This is a genomic window from Actinomycetospora flava, from assembly GCF_037400335.1.
Taxonomy (GTDB): Bacteria; Actinomycetota; Actinomycetes; order Mycobacteriales; family Pseudonocardiaceae; genus Actinomycetospora; species Actinomycetospora flava.
This window is the reverse complement of record NZ_JBBEGM010000004.1, coordinates 243,466-265,981: the sequence shown is the minus strand read 5'-3', so window position 1 is coordinate 265,981 and position 22,516 is coordinate 243,466. Positions and strand designations below refer to the sequence as shown.

Annotated in this window: 24 protein-coding genes; 10 read left to right on the top strand and 14 right to left on the bottom strand. The window is 74.8% G+C overall.

Annotated elements, in window-relative coordinates; genetic code table 11:
- The 8 genes from WCD58_RS13060 to WCD58_RS13025 form a co-directional block, all read right to left on the bottom strand.
- A complete protein-coding gene (locus tag WCD58_RS13060) occupies window positions 1-1,194 on the bottom strand; it encodes an NAD(P)/FAD-dependent oxidoreductase (RefSeq protein ID WP_337703454.1) in 1,194 nt (397 codons plus the stop codon).
- Window positions 1,191-2,531, bottom strand: coding sequence for an FMN-binding glutamate synthase family protein (locus WCD58_RS13055; protein WP_337703453.1), 1,341 nt, complete (start codon window positions 2,529-2,531; stop codon window positions 1,191-1,193). Before WCD58_RS13055 ends, WCD58_RS13060 begins: the two co-directional genes overlap by 4 nt.
- Window positions 2,531-3,202 carry a GltB/FmdC/FwdC-like GXGXG domain-containing protein gene (locus tag WCD58_RS13050; protein WP_337703451.1) on the bottom strand — a complete coding sequence of 224 codons (672 nt, stop codon included), beginning with the start codon at window positions 3,200-3,202 and terminating at the stop codon, window positions 2,531-2,533. Before WCD58_RS13050 ends, WCD58_RS13055 begins: the two co-directional genes overlap by 1 nt.
- 47 nt (window positions 3,203-3,249) lie before the next feature.
- Window positions 3,250-4,140, bottom strand: coding sequence for a class II glutamine amidotransferase domain-containing protein (locus tag WCD58_RS13045; protein WP_337703449.1), 891 nt, complete (start codon window positions 4,138-4,140; stop codon window positions 3,250-3,252).
- Between the two features lie 24 nt (window positions 4,141-4,164).
- Window positions 4,165-5,547, bottom strand: a complete 1,383-nt coding sequence (glnT, locus tag WCD58_RS13040; protein ID WP_337703447.1) for a type III glutamate--ammonia ligase — start codon at window positions 5,545-5,547, stop codon at window positions 4,165-4,167.
- 225 nt (window positions 5,548-5,772) lie between these two features.
- Window positions 5,773-6,180, bottom strand: a complete 408-nt coding sequence (locus WCD58_RS13035) for a DUF6069 family protein (RefSeq protein WP_337703444.1) — start codon at window positions 6,178-6,180, stop codon at window positions 5,773-5,775.
- 71 nt (window positions 6,181-6,251) lie between these two features.
- Window positions 6,252-7,217: a D-erythronate dehydrogenase gene (denD, locus tag WCD58_RS13030; protein ID WP_337703442.1), complete on the bottom strand. Its 966-nt coding sequence runs from the start codon at window positions 7,215-7,217 to the stop codon at window positions 6,252-6,254.
- Window positions 7,208-8,563, bottom strand: a complete 1,356-nt coding sequence (locus tag WCD58_RS13025) for a four-carbon acid sugar kinase family protein (RefSeq protein WP_337703440.1) — start codon at window positions 8,561-8,563, stop codon at window positions 7,208-7,210. Before WCD58_RS13025 ends, denD begins: the two co-directional genes overlap by 10 nt.
- A 34-nt stretch (window positions 8,564-8,597) precedes the next feature.
- Here WCD58_RS13025 and WCD58_RS13020 point away from each other — a divergent pair, with 34 nt between their 5' ends.
- The 3 genes from WCD58_RS13020 to WCD58_RS13010 are packed head-to-tail and all read left to right on the top strand — an operon-like array spanning window position 8,598 to window position 10,369.
- Window positions 8,598-9,338, top strand: coding sequence for a class I SAM-dependent methyltransferase (locus WCD58_RS13020; protein WP_337703437.1), 741 nt, complete (start codon window positions 8,598-8,600; stop codon window positions 9,336-9,338).
- A gap of 13 nt (window positions 9,339-9,351) precedes the next feature.
- A complete protein-coding gene (locus tag WCD58_RS13015) occupies window positions 9,352-9,858 on the top strand; it encodes a PEP/pyruvate-binding domain-containing protein (protein ID WP_337703435.1) in 507 nt (168 codons plus the stop codon).
- A 13-nt stretch (window positions 9,859-9,871) separates the two neighbouring features.
- Window positions 9,872-10,369, top strand: a complete 498-nt coding sequence (locus tag WCD58_RS13010) for a DUF488 family protein, N3 subclade (RefSeq protein WP_337703433.1) — start codon at window positions 9,872-9,874, stop codon at window positions 10,367-10,369.
- A gap of 166 nt (window positions 10,370-10,535) precedes the next feature.
- Here WCD58_RS13010 and WCD58_RS13005 read toward each other — a convergent pair whose 3' ends face one another.
- Window positions 10,536-11,813 carry a cation:proton antiporter domain-containing protein gene (locus WCD58_RS13005; protein ID WP_337703431.1) on the bottom strand — a complete coding sequence of 426 codons (1,278 nt, stop codon included), beginning with the start codon at window positions 11,811-11,813 and terminating at the stop codon, window positions 10,536-10,538.
- An 83-nt stretch (window positions 11,814-11,896) separates the two neighbouring features.
- Here WCD58_RS13005 and WCD58_RS13000 point away from each other — a divergent pair, with 83 nt between their 5' ends.
- Entirely contained in the window at window positions 11,897-12,832 is a 936-nt protein-coding gene (locus WCD58_RS13000; RefSeq protein WP_337703429.1) for a PLP-dependent cysteine synthase family protein, read from the top strand.
- Between the two features lie 9 nt (window positions 12,833-12,841).
- Here WCD58_RS13000 and WCD58_RS12995 read toward each other — a convergent pair whose 3' ends face one another.
- The 4 genes from WCD58_RS12995 to WCD58_RS12980 all read right to left on the bottom strand — a co-directional run bounded on the left by WCD58_RS12995 (window position 12,842) and on the right by WCD58_RS12980 (window position 14,859).
- Window positions 12,842-13,498, bottom strand: coding sequence for a hypothetical protein (locus tag WCD58_RS12995; RefSeq protein ID WP_337703427.1), 657 nt, complete (start codon window positions 13,496-13,498; stop codon window positions 12,842-12,844).
- Window positions 13,495-13,656 (bottom strand): hypothetical protein, encoded by a 162-nt coding sequence (locus WCD58_RS12990; protein ID WP_337703425.1) that lies wholly within the window; start codon window positions 13,654-13,656, stop codon window positions 13,495-13,497. Before WCD58_RS12990 ends, WCD58_RS12995 begins: the two co-directional genes overlap by 4 nt.
- A gap of 134 nt (window positions 13,657-13,790) precedes the next feature.
- A complete protein-coding gene (locus WCD58_RS12985; RefSeq protein ID WP_337703423.1) occupies window positions 13,791-14,147 on the bottom strand; it encodes a VOC family protein in 357 nt (118 codons plus the stop codon).
- Window positions 14,148-14,202: 55 nt separating this feature from the next.
- Window positions 14,203-14,859, bottom strand: a complete 657-nt coding sequence (locus WCD58_RS12980) for a hypothetical protein (protein WP_337703421.1) — start codon at window positions 14,857-14,859, stop codon at window positions 14,203-14,205.
- Between the two features lie 227 nt (window positions 14,860-15,086).
- Between WCD58_RS12980 and WCD58_RS12975 the strand changes: the two genes are divergently transcribed.
- Entirely contained in the window at window positions 15,087-15,854 is a 768-nt protein-coding gene (locus tag WCD58_RS12975) for a class I SAM-dependent methyltransferase (protein ID WP_337703420.1), read from the top strand.
- 32 nt (window positions 15,855-15,886) lie between these two features.
- The gene (locus WCD58_RS12970) at window positions 15,887-16,336 is read left to right on the top strand and encodes a group I truncated hemoglobin (RefSeq protein ID WP_337703417.1); all 450 of its coding nucleotides are present in this window, start codon (window positions 15,887-15,889) and stop codon (window positions 16,334-16,336) included.
- Here WCD58_RS12970 and WCD58_RS12965 read toward each other — a convergent pair.
- Complete coding sequence (locus tag WCD58_RS12965) at window positions 16,296-17,093, bottom strand: IclR family transcriptional regulator (RefSeq protein ID WP_337703415.1); 798 nt, start codon at window positions 17,091-17,093, stop codon at window positions 16,296-16,298. The genes WCD58_RS12970 and WCD58_RS12965 overlap by 41 nt on opposite strands.
- Window positions 17,094-17,142: 49 nt before the next feature.
- On the opposite strand from WCD58_RS12965, the gene hutU reads away from it, so the two are divergent.
- The 4 genes from hutU to hutI are packed head-to-tail and all read left to right on the top strand — an operon-like array spanning window position 17,143 to window position 22,431.
- The gene (gene hutU / locus WCD58_RS12960; protein WP_337703413.1) at window positions 17,143-18,810 is read left to right on the top strand and encodes a urocanate hydratase; all 1,668 of its coding nucleotides are present in this window, start codon (window positions 17,143-17,145) and stop codon (window positions 18,808-18,810) included.
- A complete protein-coding gene (locus WCD58_RS12955) occupies window positions 18,807-19,979 on the top strand; it encodes an allantoate amidohydrolase (protein WP_337703411.1) in 1,173 nt (390 codons plus the stop codon). Before hutU ends, WCD58_RS12955 begins: the two co-directional genes overlap by 4 nt.
- Window positions 19,976-21,259: a formimidoylglutamate deiminase gene (locus WCD58_RS12950; protein WP_337703409.1), complete on the top strand. Its 1,284-nt coding sequence runs from the start codon at window positions 19,976-19,978 to the stop codon at window positions 21,257-21,259. The genes WCD58_RS12955 and WCD58_RS12950 overlap by 4 nt, the downstream gene beginning before the upstream one ends.
- Entirely contained in the window at window positions 21,256-22,431 is a 1,176-nt protein-coding gene (gene hutI / locus WCD58_RS12945; RefSeq protein WP_337703407.1) for an imidazolonepropionase, read from the top strand. The genes WCD58_RS12950 and hutI overlap by 4 nt, the downstream gene beginning before the upstream one ends.
- The last annotated feature ends 85 nt before the right edge of the window (window positions 22,432-22,516 follow it).

The window sequence follows — 22,516 nt, the reverse complement described above, 5'->3', positions numbered from 1 at the left end:
TCACCGCATCTCGCCGGCGCCCACGTAGGGGTGCGGGCTGCGCAGCAGGTCGCCCTCGGCGAAGCGGGAGAGCCGGAAGTCCGACGCCGGGATGTCCGGGTCGCTGCTCGTGCCGTCGAGCACGAGGTCCGCGACGAGCCGGCCCACCGACGGCGCGATCTTGAACCCGTGCCCCGAGAACCCGGCGGCGACGATGAGCCCTTCGATGTCGGTCTCGGAGATCGCCGGGTTGAAGTCGGGGGTGACGTCGTAGCAGCCGGCGTAGGTCGACGCGATCGCCGCGTCCTCCAGCCCCGGGAACCGCGTGCCGACCTTCTCCACCGCCAGGTCGAGGAACGAGGGGGTGGCCTGGTTCGAGTAGCGGTCCGGGTCGGCGGGCTCGAGCTCGGCGAGGTCGGAGTTGCCGAAGAGGATCTCCCCGCCGCTCTCGGGCCGGACGTACTGCAGCGAGACGAGGTCGGAGAACACCGGCACCGGGCCGAGGGCCTCTCCCGGGTCGATGAGCACGATCTGCTCGCGGTGCACGGTGATCGGCAGCGTGATGCCGTGCTTCGCGAGCAGCGGCACCGACCACGGGCCGGCGGTGAGCACCACGGTGCCGGTGTGGATCTCCGAGCCGTCGGCGAGGCGGACGCCGGTGACCGCGCCGCTCCGCGTGATCAGGTCGGTGACCGTCGTGCCCTGGCGCAGGCGCACGCCGGCGCGGCGCGCGGCACCCGCGAAGGCCTGGGCGGTCTGGTAGGCGTCGCCGTAGCCGCCGCGCTCCTCCCACGCGAAGGCGGCGAACGGCTCGAGGTCGGCGGACGGCCAGAGCTTGGCGACCTCGGAGGCGTCGATGTCCTCGGTGCGCACGCCGACCGCGCGCTGGTCGGCCATGGAGGCCGCGAGCGCGCCGGCGTTCTGCTCGCCGACCCCGACGACGTAGCCGGTCTGGTGGAAGCCGACGTCCTCGCCGAGCACGTCCCGGGCGTTCTCGAAGACCTCGAGGGCGCGGGTGGCCATGGCGGCGAGCGAGGCGACGCCGTAGTGGCAGCGCACGACCCCCGACGACTTGCCGGTGCCCCCGGAGCCGACGGTGGAGCGCTCGACGATGACGACGTCGGTGGTGCCGCGCTCGGCGAGCGCCCAGGCGGCGGCGCAGCCCTCCAGGCCGCCGCCGACGATGACGACCTCGGCGGTGTCGTGGCCGGTCATCGGCTCACCCCGCCGATGGTCCAGCTCTCGCTCCGCTTCGTGTCCCCCGGGATCCAGCTCGTGCCGGCGAGCGGGACGCGGGCCATGGCGGCGGCCTCGATGGTCAGGGCGACGAGGTCCTCGGGTTCGAGGTGCAGCACGTGGGCCTTGCCGCAGGCGCGGGCGATGGTCTGGGCCTCCATGGTGAGGACGCGCAGGTAGTTCGCGAGGCGGCGTCCGGCGTTGACGGGGTCGAGGCGGGCGGCGAGCTCGGGGTCCTGGGTGGTGATCCCGGCCGGGTCGCGGCCGTCCTGGTAGTCGTCGTAGAACCCGGCGGCGGACCCGATCGCCTCGTACTCCGCGGCATATTGGGGGTCGTTGTCGCCGAGGGCGATCAGGGCGGCGGTGCCGATGGCGACGGCGTCGGCGCCCAGGGCCATGGCCTTGGCGACGTCGGCGCCGGTGCGGATGCCGCCGGAGACGATGAGCTGGACCTTGCGGTGCAGCCCGAGCTCCTGCAGGGCCTGTACGGCCTGGGGGATGGCGGCGAGGGTGGGGATGCCGACGTGTTCGATGAAGACTTCCTGGGTGGCGGCGGTGCCGCCCTGCATGCCGTCGACCACGACGACGTCGGCGCCGGCGGCGACGGCGAGTTTGACGTCGTAGTAGGTGCGGGTGGCGCCGACCTTGACGTAGACCGGTTTCTCCCAGTCGGTGATCTCGCGCAGTTCGCCGATCTTGATGGCGAGGTCGTCGGGGCCGGTCCAGTCGGGGTGGCGGCAGGCGGAGCGCTGGTCGATGCCGGCGGGCAGGGTGCGCATCTCGGCGACCCGGTCGGAGATCTTCTGGCCGAGCAGCATCCCGCCGCCGCCGGGCTTGGCGCCCTGCCCGAGCACGACCTCGATCGCGTCCGCCGCCCGCAGGTGCGCCGGGTTCATCCCGTAGCGGGAGGGGAGGTACTGGTAGACGAGGTGCTTGGACTGGCCGCGCTCCTCGTCGGTCATGCCGCCGTCGCCGGTGGTGGTGGAGGTGCCGACCTCGCTGGCGCCGCGCCCGAGGGCCTCCTTCGCCTGGGCGGAGAGGGCCCCGAAGCTCATCCCGGCGATCGTCACCGGGGTCTGCAGGTGCAGGGGGAACCTCGCGTGGCGATCGCCGAGCACGATGTCGGTGTCGCAGCGCTCGCGGTAGCCCTCGAGCGGGTAGCGCGACATGCTCGCGCCCAGGAAGAGCAGGTCGTCGAAGTGCGGCACCGCGCGCTTGGCGCCCCAGCCGCGGATGTCGTAGACGCCGGTCTCGGCGGCGCGCTGGATGTCGGCGATGACGCCGCGGCCGTAGGTGGCCGACTCCCTCAGAGCCATCAGTAGTTCCCCGAGTGCTCGCTGGTGAAGTGGTACAGGGAGCGCGCCGAGCCGTAGCGGCGGAACTCCGCCGGGTCGTGGGGCAGGCCCGCCTCGGCGAGCAGCTCGGCCAGCTCGGCGCGGTGCTCGTCGCGCAGCGGCTTCTCGACGCAGTCGGCCCCGAGGGCGCCGACGGTGCCGCGGACGTAGAGGCGTGCCTCGTAGATCGAGTCGCCGAGGCCGTCGCCGGCGTCGCCGCAGATCACCAGGCGGCCCGCCTGCGCCATGAAGGCGCTCATCGACCCGACGGAACCGCCGACGACGATGTCGACGCCCTTCATCGAGATGCCGCAGCGCATGGACGCGGACCCCTCGATGACGAGCAGGCCGCCGTGGGCGGTGGCGCCGGCCGACTGGGAGGCGTCGCCGGTGACGCGCACGGTCCCGGACATCATGTTCTCGGCGACGCCGGTGCCGGCGTTGCCGTGGACGGTGACGGTGCCGCCGTCGTTCATGCCGGCGCAGTAGTAGCCGGCGTGGCCGCGGACCTCGACGGCGATGTCGGCGTCGATGCCGGCCGCGATCGCGTGGGCGCCGGCGGGGTTCTCGACCGCGTAGGACTTCGCCGTCGGCCGGTGCAGCTCGGCGTTGAGGGGACGGACGCCGCCGGTCTCGGCGAGGTCGAACGTCACCGTCTCTGTCTCGATGGGTCCAGCTCCGACAGGCTTCGTGTCCCTTGTCAGCGGGTCCATGCGTAGACCTTTCCGGGCTCGGGCTCGTAGAGGCGGGCGTGCTCGATGCCGGGCAGGGTGGCCAGCGCGCGGAACTCCGAGGCCATCGCGACCCAGGCGTCCGTCTCGGCGATCACCGCGGGCTTGCAGGCGATCGGGTCGCGGACCACGGCGAAGCCCTCCGCGCTGGTGACGAGCAGCGTGTAGAAGCCGTCGAACGTCTCGCGCAGGGCGAGCAGCGCCTTCTCGAGGTCCTCGCCCTGCGCCAGGCGGGAGGCGACGAAGCGGGCGCCGACCTCGGAGTCGTTCTCCGAGTCGAAGGTGACGCCCTCGCGCGCGAGGTCGCGGCGGATCGTCGCGTGGTTGGAGAACGACCCGTTGTGCACCAGGCACTGGTCCGGGCCGACCGAGAACGGGTGGCAGCCCTCCGGGGTCACCGCGGACTCCGTGGCCATGCGCGTGTGCGCGAGGCCCTGCCAGCCCTGCGCGCCGGCGAGGTCGTAGGTCGCGGCGAGCTCGCGGGGGTGGCCGGTGCCCTTGTAGACGGCGAGGTCGCGGCCCGAGCCGATCACCGTCGCCGTCGGGAACGTCGCGCGCACGGCCGCGACCAGCGCGTCGACGCCGGTCGGGGCGGCGACCACGGTGGTGTCGCCGGCCTCGGTGACCAGCGGGTCGAGCGCGGCGAGGGCGTCCTTCAGCCCCTCGGGCGTCGCGCCGGCCGGGAGCAGCATCGACACCGCGGCGTGGCCCTCGGGGCAGCGGCGGGTGTCGCCGTAGACGGCGACCCCGGCCGAGTCGGGGCCGCGCTCGACGACGCCGCACAGCATCGACTCCAGGAGCTGCCCGAGCTGCGGGAACAGCTCGGGGTCACGCAGGTGGAGTCCGACGATCCCGCACACGGGCGGTCTCCTCTCTCGGGTTGTCTAGAAGGCCGTCAGGTACTGGTCGTGCTCCCAGGGGCCGACCGTGCCGTGCCAGTCGAAGAACTCCTCGCGCTTGCGCGCCGCGAAGTACTCCGCGACGCCGGGGCCCGCCGCGTCGAGGCCGCCGGTGACCACCGGGTCGAGCCCGAGGGCGTCGACGGCGTGCAGCAGGGTCGGCGGGAGCTCGGCGCGCACGACGGCGTCCGGTCCGGAGCCGGGGGCGCCCGGGTCGATCCCGCGCTCGAGGCCGTCGAGCCCGGCGGCGAGCGCCACCGCGAGCGCGAGGTAGGGGTTGGTGGCGCCGTCGCCGCCGCGCAGCTCGATGCGGTGCCCGTCGGGGATGCGCACGAAGTGGGTGCGGTCGTTGCCGCCGTAGGTCGGCCGGCGCGGCGACCACGTGGCGCCGGAGCGGGTCGAGGTGGCGCCGGTGCGCTTGTAGGAGTTCACCGTCGGCGCGAGGACGGCCTGCATGCCCGGGGCGTGCTCGAGGATGCCGCCGAGGAAGTCGTAGGCCAGCGGGGAGAGCCCGAGGCCGCGGGGGTCGGCGTCGTCGGGGAAGCGCGAGGAGCCGTCCTGCCAGAGCGAGAGGTGCAGGTGCATGCCCGAGCCGGTGCGGTCCGCGAACGGCTTGGGCATGAAGGTGGCGGTCATGCCGCGCTGCTCGGCGAGCATGGAGATCAGGTAGCGGGCGGTGATGACGCGGTCCGCCGTGGTGAGGGCGTCGGCGTAGTGGAAGTTCTGCTCGAACTGCCCGTTCGCGTCCTCGTGGTCGTTGGCGTAGTTGCCCCAGCCGAGCGCGTTCATCGCCTCGGAGATGCCGGTGAGGTGCTCGTACATCCGGGTCAGCCCGCGGGCGTCGTAACAGGGCTTGGTCTCGCGGTCCTTGCCGTCGGCGAGGACGACGGCGCCGGCCTCGTCGCGGCGGACCAGGAAGTACTCGATCTCGGCGCCGGCGAAGAGCTCCAGCCGGCGCTCCCGGGCCTTCGCCAGCACCCGCTGGAGGATCACGCGCGGGGCGTAGTGCCAGGCCTCGCCCTCGACGTGCGGGTCGCAGTGCACGAGCGCGAGGCCGTCGCTCACCCACGGCAGCGGGGTGTAGCTCGCGACGTCCGGGATCGCGATCAGGTCCGGGTCGCACGGCTCCTGGCCGATCGCGCCGACCGCGTAGCCGGCGAACCCGACGCCCTCGTGCTGCAGCTCGTCGGCGGACTCGACCGGCACCAGCTTGGCGCAGGGCTTGCCGGTGAGGTCGACGAACATGGCGAGGAGGAACCGGACCCCGTCGGCCCGGGCGCGCTCGGCGAGGGAGGGCTCGGCCAGGGGGGATTCGGGCTGCGGGATCGTGCGGAGCGGGTCGGGCGGTGCCTGCGTGTCCGTCGTCATCGCGGTCCCTTCGTCTCTTGTCGAGAAAACTAGTCTCGTCACAGGAGACTTCGCTAGAGGAAGTCATCTCCTGTGATGAACTCGTGTTCCCTGAGAGGAGACAAGCGGGACGTGACGCCGGACGTACCCGGCGTGTGACCACGATGTTGCGGGCGGTCGTTCTGGCGAAGGGCGCCCCTCGCCGGTCTAGCCGACCGAAGGAGCCCTTCGCTCAGAACAGGGTGGTCAGACGGGGAGCACGCGCCGGAAGGCCGGCACCGCGACCAGGGCGCACACCACGTGCATGACCATGAACGCGACGACCAGGAGCACCGACATCCCGAAGGTCAGCAGGTAGAGGTCGGGGATGAAGCTCAGCACGACCACGATCGGCACCACCCAGCGCAGGACGGCCGCGGGGCGGGGCACGAACCGGCGGATCACCACCCAGCCGACGAAGCCGATGAGGATGCCGACCACGCTGTAGACGATCGCGAACGTCGGGTTGTAGCCGGTGCCCTCGATGACGCCGACCAGCAGACCGATCAGCGTGTTGACGACCGCGGCGACCACGACCGCGATCAGCACCGCCAGCGCGATGCTGGCCGGCGGCGCGGCGGGCGGGACGGTCCGCGTGCTGACACTGCTGCTCATGACACCCCTCGTGAACGATCCGTGACGTTCTGTCCGGATCGACCTTAGGGCAGGCTTGCCTGAAACCGCCGTCAGGTGTGACGGTCGCGGTAGGCCCGGACCACGTCGTCGTACGAGGCGTCGGCGGTCAGCCCGAGCGCGTGCGCGCGGGGCGTGTCGAAGCTCGGGGGCCAGCTGCCGACGATCGCGACGACCGCCGGGTCCTCCACCCAGTCGACGAGGTCGCTCGTGCCGGCGCCCGCGACGCGGTCGAGCGCGGCGACCATCTCCCGGGGCGTGGTGGTGAGCGCCGGGAGGTTCATCGCGGTGCGGCTGCCCCAGGTGGCGTCGTCGACCTCGGCGGCGCGCAGGATGCCCTCGAGGGTGCGGTCCGGCGAGGACAAGGCCACGGGCATGTCCGGGGGAGCGGGGCACACGGCGCGCTCGCCGGCCAGCGGCTCGCGGACGATGCTCGACAAGAAGCTCGACGCCGCCGCGTTCGGGCGCCCTGGACGCACCGACACCGTCATCAGCCGCACCGAGCGCCCGCGCACGAAGCCCTTGCGGGTGTAGTCGGCGACGAGCTGCTCGCCGACGAACTTCTGGATGCCGTAGCTCGACTGCGGGCGGGGGAGCGTGTCGTCGTCGACCGGGCCGACGGGGCCGATCGCCGGGTCGCTGCCGAACACCGCGAGCGAGCTGGTGAAGACGAGCACCGGGGGCGTCGCGTGGCCGCGGGCGTACTCGAGGACGGCGCGGGTGCCGTCGAGGTTGGTGTGCATGCCGGCGTCGAAGTCGGCCTCGGCGGCCCCGCTGACGACGCCCGCGAGGTGGAAGACCGCGTCGGCCTCGTCGCCGAGGGTGCGGCTGAGCTCGCCCTCGACGTGCTCGACGCGGGGGTCGACGCCGACGTCGTCGGCGGGGGCGACCAGGTCGACGACGGTCAGTCGGCGGACCTCGGCGGGCGCGGCGCCGCCGATCGGCACCGGCCCGGCGAGCAGGCGGCGGCACAGCAGCGTCCCGAGGAACCCGGCGCCGCCGGTGACGATCACGCGCATGCGGCGGCCTCCAGACGGTCGACGACGTCGGCCAGGGCGTCGTCGTCGCCGACGTTCCCGGCGAACACCACGAGCGGCGGCCCGCTCGTCGGTGCCCAGAGCGACACGATCCCCGGCAGCAGCGAGCCGCGCACCCACGCCCGGTCCGCGCGCAGCGACGCGGTGGCGACGTCGGAGGACGTGATGCCGCCCTTGGCGAGGACGTAGGCCGGCGGGCTCGCGGCGACGACCCGGGCGGTCACGCCGGTGAGCGCGGCGCTGACCCGGCGCGCGATGTCCAGGCTCTCGGCCTCGTCGCGGCCGGTGACCAGCGTGCGGGAGGTGGCGAGGAGGGTGGTGGAGGTCGTCAGGTTCTCGACGAGCGTCATCGCGGCGTCCTCGAGGTGCTCGTCGTCCCCGTCGAGCACTCGGTGCACGTCGAGCTCGACGCGGGCGAGGTCGCGGCGGGCGGCGAGGCGCTCGAGCTGGCGGCTGGTCCGGCCCACGTGGGAGCCGACGACCACGAGGCCGTGCCCGCCCCCGACCGTGTCCCGCAGCTCGACGTCGCCGATCGGCGGCTGCTCGGGCTGGCCCACGCGGGCGCGCACGAAGGAGGGGCCGACGCGGTAGACGAACCGCGTGCCGTCCCGCTCGGCGGCGAGGATCGCGAGAACGGCGGCGCGCAGGTCGTCGTCGACGACGGCGTCGAGGGCGATCACGCGTGCTGTCGGGAGCACGGGCGGTCCGGCGCGGAGGGTCTCGATGCGCAGCTCGGCGACGTCGGTGATCGCGCCGCCGCTCTTCTCCGCGACCCAGTCGGCGAGGCGGGAGGAGCGGTAGCCGAAGGTCGCGTCGGCGGCGAACTCGCTCTCTGCGATCGGGGTGAGCTCGTCGCCGTCGCGCAGCCAGTGGACGCCGTCGAGCGTGATCCGCCCGGCGTCGGTGTAGGCGGGGGCGAGGATCACGGCGTCGGGCTCGCCGGTCTCCTCCGCGATGACGTCGGTCTCGAGGGGGAAGTGGCCGCGCAGGGTGGAGTCGCCGCGGCTGGCGAAGACGACGTCCTTCCGGGCCCGTCGGGCGGCCTCGAGGCAGGTGCGCACCACCTCGCGGTCGCGCGCGGCGGCGTCGTCGGGGCCGAGGCTGCGGGTGTTGGTCAGGACGAAGAACGCCGGTGTGCCCTGGGCGAGCGCCCAGTCGACGTCGTCGGCACCCCAGCGCGTCAGGACCGGCAGGTCGCGGATCGTCTGCGTGCCGGTGGGGTCGTCGTCGAGGACCACGACCGTCGGTGTCCCGGCCAGCGCGTCGCGCACCTGCCCGGCCGGCACGGCCCGGACCGGCGGCAGCGCCCTGAGCCGTCCGTCTCCCATCGCGCCATGCTCTCAGCTCCTACGCTCCTGCCTCGTGTCGTCACCCGAGCCCGGCCTGCGCGACGCCTGGGAGAGCGAGGCGCAGCGCTGGATCGCCTGGACGCGGCGGCCCGGCCACGACAGCTATGAGCAGTGGCACCGGGACGCGTTCCTGCCGCTGCTCCCGGCGCCGGGCCGCCGGACGGTGGACGTCGGGTGCGGCGAGGGGCGGGTTTCACGGGGTCTGCGCGCCGCGGGGCACCGGGTCGTCGGCGTCGACGGCTCGCCGACCCTGGTGGCCGCCGCGCGCGAGGCCGACCCGTCCGTCCCGGTGGTGCTCGCGGACGCCGCGGCGCTGCCGCTGGCCGACGACGCCGCCGACCTCGTCGTGGCGTTCATGTCGCTGCACGACGTCGACGACCTGTCCGGCGCCGTCGACGAGATCGCCCGTGTCCTGGTCCCCGGCGGCCTGCTGTGTCTGGCCGTCGTGCACCCGGTCAACTCGGCGGGCGGCTTCGTGTCCCGCCGCGCCGACAGCCCGTACGTCATCGAGGGCTCGTACTTCGCGCCGCGCCGGTACGCCGACCGGCTGGAGCGCGACGGGCTGGGGATCACCTTCCACTCCGTCCACCGCCCGCTCGAGGCTTACACCGGCGCGCTCGAGCGCAGCGGGTTCGTGATCGAGGCGCTGCGCGAGCCCGTCGCGCCCGTCGAGGCGGTCCGCGACGAGAGCAACAGCCGGTGGCAACGGTTGCCCGTGTTCCTGCACCTCCGGGCCCGCCTCGACTGGCGGTAGCGGGAGCGCACTGGTGACCGTGGAGTCGGTGCTCGCCGCCGTCGTGCGGTCCCGGGAGTCGCTGTGGACCGATCGCGCGATCGACGAGCGCGCCCGTCAGGGGATCGCGCCCGAGGACGTGCGGCTCGCGGTGGTGATCCAGCGGATGGCCGACGCGGAGGCGTCCGGGGTGCTGTTCACCGCCGAGCGACGACCGGGCGGCGCGACCGGATCGTCGTCAGCGCGGCGTGGGGCCTGGGCGAGTCGGTCGTCGGCGGGTCTGGGCGCCCGTATCGTCGAGGGCGAGGTGACGGCCATGACGCAGACCCGAGGCACGACACGGAGCGGCGAGCCGGACGACGACGTGCCCCCGGTGCCGCAGCGCCCGGCGCCGCGCGTGCCCGAGCACGAGGTGCCCGAGCTCGGCGAGGACGAGGTCCCCGAGGTCGCGCGCGACGAGGTCCCGGAGACCCCGGAGACGCCGACGGTGGCCGGGGAGCAGCCGGTCGACATCGTCCGCGGCGCGGTGGACGCCCCGTAGGGATCGCGGTCGCATGGACTCCGCTCCGCGCGTGGCGACGGTCGGCGTGTACGGGTTCTCGGCGGAGTCGTTCCTGCGTTGCCTGCGGGACGCCGACGTCCGCCTGCTGCTCGACGTCCGCCAGCGTCGCGGCGTGCGGGGCCCCGAGTACGCGTGGGCGAACGCGCGCCGGCTCCAGGAGCTCCTGGCGTCGGCCGGCGTCGCCTACGCGCACCACCCCGAGCTGGCGCCCACCACGGAGCTGCGCCGGGTGCAGTACGCCGAGGACGATCGCCGCGGGGTGGGCAAGGGCTCGCGGCAGGTGCTCGCGGAGGAGTACGTCGCCCGCTACACCGCCGAGATCCTCGACCACGCCGACCTGGTCCCGCTCGTGGATGCGCTGCCGGCCGAGGGGGTCGGGGCGCTGCTGTGCGTGGAACGCGACCCGGAGGCGTGCCACCGCTCGCTGATCGCCCAGCGGCTGGCCGATCGGCACCACGTGGCGGTGGAGCACCTGCGCCCGCGGGCCTGAGCGGTCGACCGGGCATGATCGCTCCGGCTGCTCCTCGGGGGCGATCTCATCGCTCCGGCGGAGCACCTGAAGCGATCAGTCCCCGGAGCCGGCCCGCCGGCGGCGAGCGCGTGGCGATACGGACGTCCAGTGTCTGCGACGCCACGCCGCTGACAGGGAGCCCGGGTCACGCCGAGGAGCCCGCGCCGCTCCGGCGTGCCGCCGACCGCAGCCCCACGAGCTTCCGGCTCATCTCCGCCGTCCACGGGCCGTAGAGCAGCACGCTGCCCAGCACGCAGATGACGGTGATCAGCAGGACCGTGTCGCTCTGCTGCTCCGGCAGGCTGTTCGCCGCGAGCAGGCCGAAGACGATCGTCGCCGTCCCGCGCGGGCCGAGGAGTCCCAGCAGCACCCGCTCCCGGCGCAGGTACGACGTGCCGAGCATGGCGATCAGCACCGGCACGATCCGGACGACGGTCAGGGCCGCGAGGCATAAGATCACCACCCGCCAGGGGACGCCGTCGGAGAACGCGATCACCGCCGCGGTCCCGACCACGAACCACATCGCGAGCGTCAGGACCGCGGTGGTGTCGCGCAGGAAGCGGTAGTCGTCGTCGAGCGAGGTCACCGCGGCGGGCGCGGGCGCCTCCCGCCGCCGGTGCAGGTGCGCGTAGCGGTGCGCCGCGCGGAAGGCGATGCCGCAGACGAACGAGGCCACGAAGCCGCTGCCGCCGGTCGCGACCGTGACGGTGTAGGCGAGCAGCGGGACGACGAGCACCGCGACCCGCCGGGTCGACTCCGTCGTCCAGCCGGCGGTGGTCGCCCGCTCCATGAGCCAGCCGATCACCGCGCCGAGCACCGCGCCGACGACGATCGCCGTGAGCGCGAACGGGATCACGGCCGTCAGCGCCTCGGTGGCCGTGCGGGCCTGCGTCCGGTCGCTGGCCAGGATCAGCGCGAACAGGAAGATCGGGGAGACGATCCCGTCGTTGAAGCCGCCCTCGACGTTGAGCGCCGAGCGCACCCGCCGGGGCAGCGTCCGGTCGCGGACCAGGCCGGCGGCCGGGGCGAAGTCGATCGGCACCACCACGCAGGCGACGACCAGCAGCACCGCCCACCCGAAGTCGGTGACGAGCAGGGCGCCGAGTCCCACCGCCGCGCCCAGACTGAGCGGCAGAGCGATCAGCAGGAGCCGGGTCACCGCGCCCGGCTCGGGCCCGAACAACCGGCCGTCCCGCAGCTCCGTGGCGTCGACGAACAGCAGGACCGCGAGGATGACCTCGGCGACGTGCTGCGCCGCGACCGTGTCGAGCCCCGCCGCGAACGACCCGTCGTCGACCAGCCCCACGCCGACCCCGGCCACCACCATGAGCAGCGGCAGGCCGACCTGCCACCGCTCGATGCGCGTCGCGACGAGCGAGAGGACGAGGATCGCCGTCAGCGCGGCGACGAGGGTTGCGTACACCGCTGCCGATCATCGCAGGTCATCGCCCTCTGGACCGCACTCTGCCCGCGGGGCCATCCTCGACGCGACGAGGGGAGTGGCCGGTGACGACGCGCGGTTCCGTCGCTGAGACGGTGCTCGACGCGGTGGGGCACACCCCGCTGGTGCGTCTGCGCCACGTCCTGCCCGAGAACGCGGCCCGGGTGCTGGTGAAGCTCGAGGGCACCAACCCCACCGGCAGCTACAAGGACCGCATGGCGCGCGCGATCATCGACGGCGCCCGGCGGCGTGGCGACCTCGCCGCTGGCCGTCGCGTCGTCGAGTTCACGGGCGGGAGCACGGGGTCGTCGCTGGCGTTCGTCTGCGCGGTGACCGGCCACCCGCTCTCGCTCGTCACCTCCGACGCGTTCTCGCCCGAGAAGCTGCGGACGATGAGGGCCTTCGGGGCCGACCTGACGGTGCTCCCCAGCGAGGGCGGGCAGATCACCCCGGACCTCTTCGTCCGTATGCGGGCCGAGGTCGACCGGATCGTCGCGGACGAGGGCGCGTACTGGACCGACCAGTTCCGCAACACCGACGCGCTTACCGGGTACGCCGAGCTCGGGCGCGAGATCCTCGCCCAGGCAAGGACCGTGGACGTCTTCGCCGCGGCGGTCGGGACGGCGGGGATGCTCGCCGGCGTCGCCGCGGTCCTGCGCGCCGCCGGCGGCGCGCGGGTCGTGGCGCTGGAGCCCGCAACCTCCGCGGTGCTCACCGGAGGTGCCGTCGACGCGCACCGGGTCGAGGGCACCGCGACGGGGATCGTGCCGCCGCTGCTCACCCGCGACACCTACGACGACGCCCGCGCGATCGACGAGGGCGCGGCCCGGGCGCTCGCGCGCCGTCTCGCCCGCGAGGAGGGCGTCTTCGTCGGCACCTCCTCGGCGCTCAACGTCGCGGGCGCCCTGGAGCTGGCGCGCGAGGTGGGCCCGGGCCGGACGGTCGTCACCGTGGCCGCCGACACCGGGCTGAAGTACCTGGCCGGCGACCTGTTCGGCTGACCGTCCGGATCAGCCGCGCCGCCGCCACCACGGACGGAACCGCGCGCCCCTCGGCGGGCCGGCCTCGCGGCGCGCGCACCCGGCGTGCCACCGGCGCGCCCACTCGGGCATGCGCGCCGTCAGCAGCGCCCCGGCGTCGGTGCTGCGGAGGAGCTCGAGCGAGACGGGGTCGCCGCTCAGCTGCGCGGCGAGCGCCCGGGCCGGCAGGTCGGCGCCGTGCACCGGCACCCCGTAGCGGCGGGCCAGCGCCGCCCGCTGCTCGGCGGGGATGGCCGGACCCGTGACGAGGAACCGGGGGTAGCCGTGCGACGCGCGCCAGCCCCGCGTCCCCTCGACGACCTGGCCCCAGAGCGCGACGACGCCCAGCACCTCGAAGTCGGACGGACCCCACTCGAGCGTGCCCGGGTCGTGGACGGCGTAGAGCCCGCAGCGGCAGCGGTCACCGGGCGGCGCGTGGCTCGCCGAACCGCACGTCGCGACCATCGGCCGGCGGGCGGGCCAGACGACCTGGGCGAGCGGGGCGACCAGCTCGGCGCGGCGCTGCGCGCGACGGCCCACGCGCCAGGTGCGCCAGCCCGGGATCGCCTCGGGGACGTCCGGAACCCCGACGGCGTCGAGGGCGGCGCCGTCGTGCCGGGCGGGCCCGGCCGGCGGCGGGTGGATCACCGCGCGGGCTCGGGCCGGGGCGTCGGGACGGCGGCGTCGGCCGACGCCGGATGCTCGGCGTCGAGCATCGCGGGCTCGACGACCGGCGACTCCTCGCCGGGCACGGGTGAGCTGACGGGTTCCGCGGTGAGCCGCCGACGAACGGGGCCGATGTCCATGGAGGGAACGCTAGACACGGGCCCCGCCGTCGCACCAGAGCGGAGCCGACGGGCGGTGGTGAGACGCGGACGACACCACCCGCTCGGCCGCATGCTCACCGACGCCGACGCGGGCCGCGGGCTGTGCTCGCCGATCATGGACGGGGCGGCGCGGTCGCGACCGGGTGGCGCGGTTCGTAGAGCCCGAGGCGGCCACCGCCGGGCAGGTGGATCGCGGTGAGCCGGCCCCAGCCCTGGTCGGTGACGGGGTCGACGCCGACGCCGCGGGCGCGCAGGTCGGCGACGGTCGCGTCGACGTCGTCGCACATCAGGTAGAGCTCGTGCTCGGGCTGCCCGTCGGTGGGGTGGACGGCGACCTCGGCGGGCGGGAGGCCGATGATCAGCCAGCCGCCGCCGGCGTCGACGGACCGCGTGTCGAGCAGGTCGCGCAGGAACGCGCGGTCGGCCTCGGCGTCCGCGCTGTAGAGGATGGCGTGCGCTCCGGTGATCACTTCGAAGCCTCCTCGTCGTCGCCGGTGAGCCGACCAGTGTGCACCACCCGTCCGGCTACTCCGGGCGGGTCGCTTCGGCGAGGGCTTCCTCGGCGATCGCCTCGAGCGCTCGCTGCGAGACGTTGACGGTGATCGGCTCGACCTCGACCGTCGTGACGAGGCGGCCGTCCTGGCGTGAGGCGTACGCGGGTTCGGCGACGTCGACCACCCGGTGACCGCGGGGCGGCGGGAGCGGATTGATGTTCCCGGTGCCCGGTCGATCCACGAGGGCCTTGAGTTCCGTCGCGTCGTGGAGCTCGACCATCTCGATCCAGGCGACGGCGACGACAGCCGCCACATCGCCCCGCCGCACCTCGAACAGACTGCGATAGACCGACTCGCACGGATGGGTCGCCAGGAACTCGCGGACCTGTCCGCGCGCATCGTCCGCGCAGGTGTCGGAGTCCGCCTCGGCCCGAAGGGACGACCGCAAGCCGCTCGTCACGAGGTTGCGCTGGGTCCGGGTCGACTTCTGCTTCCCGCGCGCCAGCCGGGTCGAAGCGCTGATGCTCGGGGAGTTCGCTCCCACCGTCGGGCCGGCTCCCGCGCCCAGGCTCGCACCCTCGGCGCCGACGCCTACGGCGGCGGAGATGCCGACGACGCCCGCCACGAGGATCGACGGGATCCCTACCTTCGAGGCGAAACGACCTTTGTCGTCGCGTGGCTGATCCACGGACCGTCCCCCCAGCGCGGCTCGAGACCGCGATCTTCGGGGCCGATCGGCCTCTCCCCAGCGATCACGCTAGATCTTCGCGAGCCACGATCGGGTGACGACACTCCCGTGATCATCGGGTCTCCGAGTACGGGCCGGCGCGACGGGCACGGCGGGTGTCCTCGCCCGTCCGGACCAGTGACGTGCCACCCTGTCGCGACGAGATCGCCGTCGAACGGGAGCCCGTCATGAGCGACCAGACCGTCGAGCACTACGAGCGCGTCGCCGCGGACTACGACGAGCACTGGTCCTACGACCCGGACTACGTGCGCCGGTTCTCGGACGCCATCGTCGACTCGCTGCGCCTGACCCGCTCCGACGTGATCGCCGACATCGGCTGCGGCACCGGCCTCTACACGCGCCGGCTGTGCCGCGACGTCGAGCCCGAGAAGCCGGTCCTGTGCGTCGACCCCGTGTCCGCGATGCTCGACCGCCTGCCCCCGTCGGCGCGGATGCGCCCCGTGGTGGCCAGCGCCGAGGACCTCGCCACCGGCCGCGTCGAGCTGCCGGACGCCGACCGGGTCGACGCGATCATCCTCAAGGAGTCGCTGCACCACGTCGCCTCGCGCGAGGAGACCCTCGCGGGTCTCGCGGGCCTGCTGTCGCGGCACGGCCGGCTGCTCGTCGTGATGCTGCCGCGGACCATCCACCACCCGCTGTTCCGTGAGGCGCACGAGCGGTTCGCGCAGCTCCAGCCCGAGCCCGCGGAGATCGTCGACATGGTGTCGGCGGCCGGCCTGCGCGCGTCGGTCAGCTACCGGACCTTCCACACCGCCATCGACCGCGAGCGCTACGTCCGGATGCTCGAGGCGCGCTACATGTCGGTGCTCGGCGAGTTCTCCGACGACGAGCTGCGCGCCGGGATCGACCAGTTCCGGCACGCCTACCGCAACGACCCGGTGCTGCGCTTCGACGACCACTTCGCCTTCATCAAGGGCTGGGTCAAGCCGGGCTGAACGGTTGTGCACCACCGACCTGAGGTGCCAGAGTGAACCCGATCACGCCGCCGATCCACCACATCACCGGCGGTGACGACCCCAGGGGGAACTCCATGCCCGAGCAGTCCCTGTACGAGCGGCTCGGCGGCGTCTACGGCATCGCGGGCGCCGTCGACGTCCTGGTCGACCGGCTCTTCGCGAACGCCGCGGTCAATGCCAACGAGGCCGTCCACGCCCACCACGGCGTCCCGGCGAACGCGCCCGGCTACAAGTTCCTCGTCACGGCGTGGTCGATCGAGGCCGCCGGCGGGCCGAAGTGCTACTTCGGGCAGGACATGATCAAGGCGCACGACGAGCTCGCGATCGACGAGCACGGCTTCGACGCGGTGAAGACCGAGATCGCCGCGACCCTGAGCTTCCTCGACGTGCCCGCCGCGGAGCACGACGAGTTCATGGCGATCATCGAGAGCTACCGCCCGCAGGTGGTCCAGGCGGCCTGACCCCACCCAGGTGGCGGGTGACCTCGACGGCGGTGCGCCCGACGACCGCCGCGAGGTCACCGAAGTCCGACGAGCACGGCGGGTCGCAGAGGTGCGGGAACGTCACGCTGATCGCCGCGACCGCCTCGCCGTCCGCCCCGTGGATCGCGCGCGCCACCGAGGCGTAGCCGCGGCTGACCTCACCGTCCTCGACCGACCAGCCGCGGCGCGCCTCGGCGGCGAGCACCGCACCCAGCGCGCGCAGTGACGTCGGGCCGCGGTCGGTGCGCCGGGTCAGCGGGCCTGCGCCGGCGAGCAGGGCCCGGCGCTGGGCGGGCGCGAGCCCGGCGAGGACGGCCCGCCCGGACGCGGTGAGGTGCGCGGGGAGGCGGACGCCCACCGCCGTCACCAGCGTCTGCGGGCGCGGCGGGCGCTCGCGGAGCAGGTAGAGCAGCTCGCGCCCGTCGAGCACCCCGAGGTGGACGTCGTGCCCGACGCGGTGCGCGAGGCGCCGCAGCGACGGGCTCGCCACCTCGTCGAGCGGGTGGTGGCGCAGGTAGCCGGTGCCGACCTCGAACGCGCCGATCCCGACGGCCCACCGCCGGCGCTCCGGCAGGTGCGCGACGACGCCGGCGGCCTCGAGCTCGGTGAGCAGGTGATAGGTCGTCGAGCGGGGCAGGCCGAGGCGTGCCGCGATCGTCGCGGCCGGCAGGGGTTCGCCCGCGGCGAGCAGGCGCAGGATCGCGAGACCCCGCCGCAACCCCGGGACACCGGCCACGCCCTGGAGTCTCGTATCCGAGACACCGGGACGCCAGAGGGTCTGTCCGATGCGGCGGCCTGGCGCTGCACTGTCACCCATGCCAGCAGCGCGCGGACGGACCATGACAGCACGCACCTGGGGCGCCGAGGGCGCGCTGCGGATGCTCGACAACAACCTCGACCCCGAGGTCGCCGAGCGCCCCGAGGACCTCGTCGTCTACGGCGGCACCGGGAAGGCCGCGCGCGACCACGCGAGCCTCGCGGCGATCCGCCGGTGCCTGGTCGACCTCGCGCCCGACGAGACGCTGCTCGTGCAGTCCGGGCGCCCCGTCGGCGTGTTCACCACCCACGACTGGGCGCCGCGGGTGCTGCTGGCGAACTCGAACCTCGTCGGCGACTGGGCGACCTGGCCGGAGTTCCGCCGCCTCGAGCACCTCGGCCTGACGATGTACGGCCAGATGACGGCCGGCTCGTGGATCTACATCGGCAGCCAGGGGATCCTGCAGGGCACCTACGAGACCTTCGCCGCCGTCGCCCGCCCACGCGGCGGCTCGCTCGCCGGCACCCTGACGCTCACCGCCGGCCTCGGGGGGATGGGCGGCGCGCAGCCGCTCGCGGTGACGATGAACGGCGGCACCGCGCTCGTCGTCGAGGCCGACCCCGCCCGCGCGCACCGGCGGGTCGCCACGGGCTACCTCGACGAGGTCGCCGACGACCTCGACAGCGCCCTGCGCCGGGTCGACGCGGCCCGGAGCGCCGGCGAGGCCGTCTCGGTCGGCGTCGTCGGCAACGCCGCCGAGCTGCTGCCCGCGATCCGCCGGGCCGGCGCGCCCGTCGACGTCGTCACCGACCAGACCTCGGCGCACGATCCGCTGTCCTACCTGCCCGTCGGCGTCGACCTCGCCGACTGGGCCGAGTACGCCCGCGCCAAGCCCGACGAGTTCACCGACCGCGCCCGCGCGTCGATGGGCGCGCACGCCGAGGCGATGCTCGGGTTCCTCGACGACGGCGCCGAGGTCTTCGACTACGGCAACTCGATCCGCGCCGAGGCCCGCCTCGCCGGCGTCGAGCGCGCCTTCGACATCCCCGGCTTCGTGCCGCAGTACATCCGCCCGCTGTTCTGCGAGGGGCGCGGGCCGTTCCGGTGGGCGGCCCTGTCCGGCGACCCCGCCGACATCGCCGCCACCGACCGTGCCGTGCTCGACCTCTTCGGCGACGACGAACCGCTCGCACGCTGGATGCGCCTCGCGGGGGAGAAGGTGCGCCACCAGGGACTTCCGGCGCGCATCTGCTGGCTCGGCTACGGCGAGCGGCACCGGGCGGGGGAGCGGTTCAACGACATGGTCGCGTCCGGGGAGCTGTCCGCGCCGGTCGTCATCGGCCGCGACCACCTCGACGCCGGCAGCGTCGCCTCGCCGCACCGCGAGACCGAGGCGATGGCCGACGGGTCCGACGCGATCGCCGACTGGCCGCTGCTCAACGCCCTGCTCAACACCGCGTCGGGCGCGAGCTGGGTGTCGCTGCACCACGGCGGCGGGGTCGGTATCGGGCGCTCGATCCACGCCGGGCAGGTGTGCGTCGCCGACGGCTCCGACCTCGCCCGGCAGAAGATCACCCGCGTGCTCACCAACGACCCCGGCACCGGCGTGATCCGCCACGCCGACGCCGGCTACCCGCGCGCCCTCGAGGTCGCCGCCGAGCGCGGCGTGCGCATCCCGCTGCGGGAGCAGGCGTGACGCTGCTGGACGAGATCGCGGATGTCGGCCGCGACGCGCGCCGCGGCGGCTGGTCGCGCCACCTCGGGGACGACGCGGAGGCGACGCTGCGGGAGTGGTTCGTCGAGCAGGCGCAGCGCCGTGGCCTGCAGGTCGAGACCGACGCGAACCTCAACCTGTGGGCGTGGTGGGGCGAGCCGGGTCCCGACGCGGTCGTCACCGGCAGCCACCTCGACTCCGTCCCCGGCGGCGGCGCGTACGACGGGCCGCTCGGGGTGGTGTCGGCGCTGGCGGCGGTCGACGAGCTGCGCTCCCGTGGCACGAGACCGCGCCGTCCGGTGGCGGTCGCCGTCTTCGCCGAGGAGGAGGGTGGACGCTTCGGCGTGCCCTGCCTCGGCTCGCGGCTGCTCACCGGCTCGCTCGACCCCGACCGGGCCCGCGGCCTGCGCGATCCCGACGGCGTCACGCTGGCCGAGGCGCTGGGCGGCCGCGCGGCAGGGCTCGGCCCGGACCCCGAGCGCCTGGCGCGTATCGGCCGCTTCGTCGAGCTCCACGTCGAGCAGGGTCGCGCGCTCGCCCCGCGCGGGGACGCGCTGGCCGTCGGGTCGACGATCGTCGCCCACGGGCGCTGGCGGCTGTCGTTCACCGGCCGCGCCGACCACGCCGGCACCACCCGCCTCGCCGACCGGTGCGACCCGATGGTGCCGGCGGCCGCCACGGTCCTCGCCGCCCGCGCGGCGATGGCGCGCCACGGCGACGAGGCCCGCGCGACGGTCGGGCGCCTGCACGCCGTCCCCGGCGGCACCAACGTCGTCGCCTCCCGCGTGGACCTCTGGCTCGACGCCCGGGGTCCGATGCCGCAGGCGCTGCTGGACGACGTCACGGCCGCGGCCCACGCCGCCGCGGCGGACGAGGGGTGCACGGTCGAGGTCCGCGCCGAGTCGGTGTCGGGCGCGGTCACCCTGGACATCGATCTCGCCGAGACGCTGGCGACGATCACCGGCGCGGGCCGTCTCGCCACCGCCGCCGGGCACGACGCCGGCGTCCTCGCCGCGCACGTCCCCGCGGGGATGCTGCACGTCCGCAACCCCACCGGCGTGAGCCACGCGCCCGACGAGCACGCCGAGGACGTCGACGCCGAGGCCGGCGCGCGCGCCCTCGCCGACGTCCTGGAGGAGCTGTGTCGTTGATCCTCTGGTGCGAGCACGCCTGGCTGCCCGGCGGCCCCGTGGACGCCGTCGCCCTCGAGGTCACCGACGGCACGATCACCGGCGTCACGACCGGCGCGGCCCGCGCGGGCACCGTCCTCCCCGGCCTGACCGTCCCGGGCCTGGTCAACCGGCACTCGCACGCCTTCCACCGCGCGCTGCGCGGACGGCCCGGGCGGTCGGCGGAGTCGTTCTGGAGCTGGCGCGAGGGGATGTACCGCGTCGCCGGCGCGCTCGACCCCGACGCCTACCGCCGGCTCGCCACCGCCGTCTACGCCGAGATGGCACTCGCGGGCCACACCGAGGTCACCGAGTTCCACTACCTGCACCACGCGCCCGGCGGGCGCGTCTACGCCGACCCGCTCGCCATGGACCACGCGCTGGTCGAGGCCGCCCGCGCCGCCGGCCTGCGGATCACCCTGCTCGACACCTGCTACCTCGCCGCGGGATTCGACCGGCCGCCGGAGGGCGTGCAGCGCCGCTTCGCGGACGCCGACGTCGACGCCTGGGCGGAACGCGCCACGCTCGTCGCGAAGCTCGACGACGGCGACCGCGTGCGTGTCGGCGCGGCCATCCACTCGGTCCGGGCGGTGCCCCGCGAGGCTCCGGGGACGGTCGCGCAGTGGGCGGGCACAAGGCCCCTCCACGTCCACCTCTCCGAGCAGCCCGCGGAGAACGCCGCATGCCTCGCCGCCCACGGCGTCACGCCGACCGCGCTGCTCGACGAGGCCGGGGCGCTCGGGCCGGGCACCACGGCCGTCCACGCCACGCACCTGACCGGCGCGGACGTGAGCACCCTGGCCCGCACCGGCACCGGGGCCTGCTTCTGCCCGACCACCGAGCGCGACCTTGGCGACGGCATCGGCCCGGCCGGCGCCCTCGCCGCCGCCGGCGTGCCGCTGTGCCTGGGCAGCGACAGCCACGCGGTGATCGACCCCTGCGAGGAGATGCGCGCCCTGGAGATGCACGAACGCCTGGCGCACGGCGTGCGGGAGCGCTTCACGCCGGACACGCTGCTGCGCGCCGGCACGGACCGCCGCACCATCGCGGTGGGGGGACCCGCCGACCTCGTCACCGTCGACACCGCCTCGATCCGCACCGCCGGCGCCCAGCCGGACGGGGTGCTCCTCGCCGCGGGCGCCGCCGACGTGGGCGACGTCCGCGTCGGCGGGCGGGTGATCGTCCGCGACGGCGTCCACCAGCTCGTCGACCGCCCCGCCGCCGACCTGTCCGCCGCGATCACGGCGGTGCACGCGGCATGACGACGACGCTGGTCACCGGCATCGGTGAGCTCACGACCCACGACCCCTCCGCGCCCGGCGGCGCCGGCCCCTTCGCGGTCGTGATCGACGGCGAGCACGTCGCCTGGACCGGGCGGGCGAGGGACGCCCCGACCTGCGATGAAGCCGTCGACGTCGACGGGCGCGCCGTGCTGCCCGGCTGGGTCGACAGCCACACGCACCTGGTGTTCGCCGGCGACCGCGGCGAGGAGTTCGCGCGGCGGGTCGCCGGGCAGCCGTACGAGGCGTCGGGCATCCAGGTCACGGTCGACGCCACCCGCGCCGCCGCCGACGACGACCTCGCCGCCCGCCTGCGCCGCCACGTCGCCGAGGCCGCCCGCCAGGGCACCACGTGCCTGGAGACCAAGACCGGCTACGGCCTCACGGTCGCCGACGAGGCCCGCGCGGCCCGGATCGCGGCCGCCGGCGTCGACGAGGTGACCTTCCTCGGCGCCCACCTCACCCCGGCCGGCACCACCACCGACGCCTACCTCGACCTCGTCTGCGGTCCGATGCTCGACGCCGTCGCCGACCACGTGCGCTGGATCGACGTCTTCTGCGAGGACGGGGCGTTCGACGGCGACGCCGCCGCGCGGGTGCTCGCGGCGGGCGCCGCGCGCGGGCTGGGCGGGCGCGTCCACGGCAACCAGCTCGGCCCCGGTCCCGGGGTGGCGGTCGCGGTGGCGGCCGGCGCCGCGTCGGTCGACCACGCTACGCACCTCACCGACGCCGACGTCGACGCCCTCGCCGGCGCGGACACGGTCGCGACGCTGCTGCCCGCCTGCGACCTGTCCACCGGCCAGCCCCCGCCGCCGGCCCGCCGCCTCGTCGACGCCGGCGTGACCGTCGCGCTGGCCAGCAACGCGAACCCCGGGAGCTGCTACACCACCTCCATGGCGCTCTGTGTCGCTCTCGCCGTGCTGCAGTGCGGGCTGTCGGTGCCCGAGGCCGTCCGCGCCGCGACGCTCGGCGGCGCCCGCGCCCTGCGCCGCGACGACGTCGGCCACCTGCGCGTCGGGGCCCGCGCCGACCTGCACGTGCTCGACGCGCCGACCGTCGTGCACCTCGCCCAGCGCCCCGGCGTCCCGCTCACCGCGGCGGTGTGGCGCGCCGGCCGACGTCTGTCCGTCACCCCCGAGGAGGTCCGCCCGTGAGCACCGACAGCCCCGCCCGGCCCGTCACGGACATCCCGCTCGAGGGGCGCCCGCCGCTGTGGCTCGGCGGGTCCTCGCTGACCGC

What these genes read in the sequence shown, in the direction of transcription:
- WCD58_RS13010 (WP_337703433.1), top strand. Translation starts at nt 9,872, where the DNA reads ATGGACTCCGCTCCGCGCGTGGCGACGGTCGGCGTGTACGGGTTCTCG.
- WCD58_RS12975 (WP_337703420.1), top strand. Translation starts at nt 15,087, where the DNA reads ATGAGCGACCAGACCGTCGAGCACTACGAGCGCGTCGCCGCGGACTAC.
- hutI (WP_337703407.1), top strand. Translation starts at nt 21,256, where the DNA reads ATGACGACGACGCTGGTCACCGGCATCGGTGAGCTCACGACCCACGAC.
- WCD58_RS13035 (WP_337703444.1), bottom strand. Translation starts at nt 6,180, where the DNA reads ATGAGCAGCAGTGTCAGCACGCGGACCGTCCCGCCCGCCGCGCCGCCG.
- hutU (WP_337703413.1), top strand. Translation starts at nt 17,143, where the DNA reads ATGCGGCGGCCTGGCGCTGCACTGTCACCCATGCCAGCAGCGCGCGGA.
- denD (WP_337703442.1), bottom strand. Translation starts at nt 7,217, where the DNA reads ATGCGCGTGATCGTCACCGGCGGCGCCGGGTTCCTCGGGACGCTGCTG.
- WCD58_RS13025 (WP_337703440.1), bottom strand. Translation starts at nt 8,563, where the DNA reads ATGGGAGACGGACGGCTCAGGGCGCTGCCGCCGGTCCGGGCCGTGCCG.
- WCD58_RS13060 (WP_337703454.1), bottom strand. Translation starts at nt 1,194, where the DNA reads ATGACCGGCCACGACACCGCCGAGGTCGTCATCGTCGGCGGCGGCCTG.
- WCD58_RS12990 (WP_337703425.1), bottom strand. Translation starts at nt 13,656, where the DNA reads ATGGACATCGGCCCCGTTCGTCGGCGGCTCACCGCGGAACCCGTCAGC.
- WCD58_RS13055 (WP_337703453.1), bottom strand. Translation starts at nt 2,531, where the DNA reads ATGGCTCTGAGGGAGTCGGCCACCTACGGCCGCGGCGTCATCGCCGAC.
- glnT (WP_337703447.1), bottom strand. Translation starts at nt 5,547, where the DNA reads ATGACGACGGACACGCAGGCACCGCCCGACCCGCTCCGCACGATCCCG.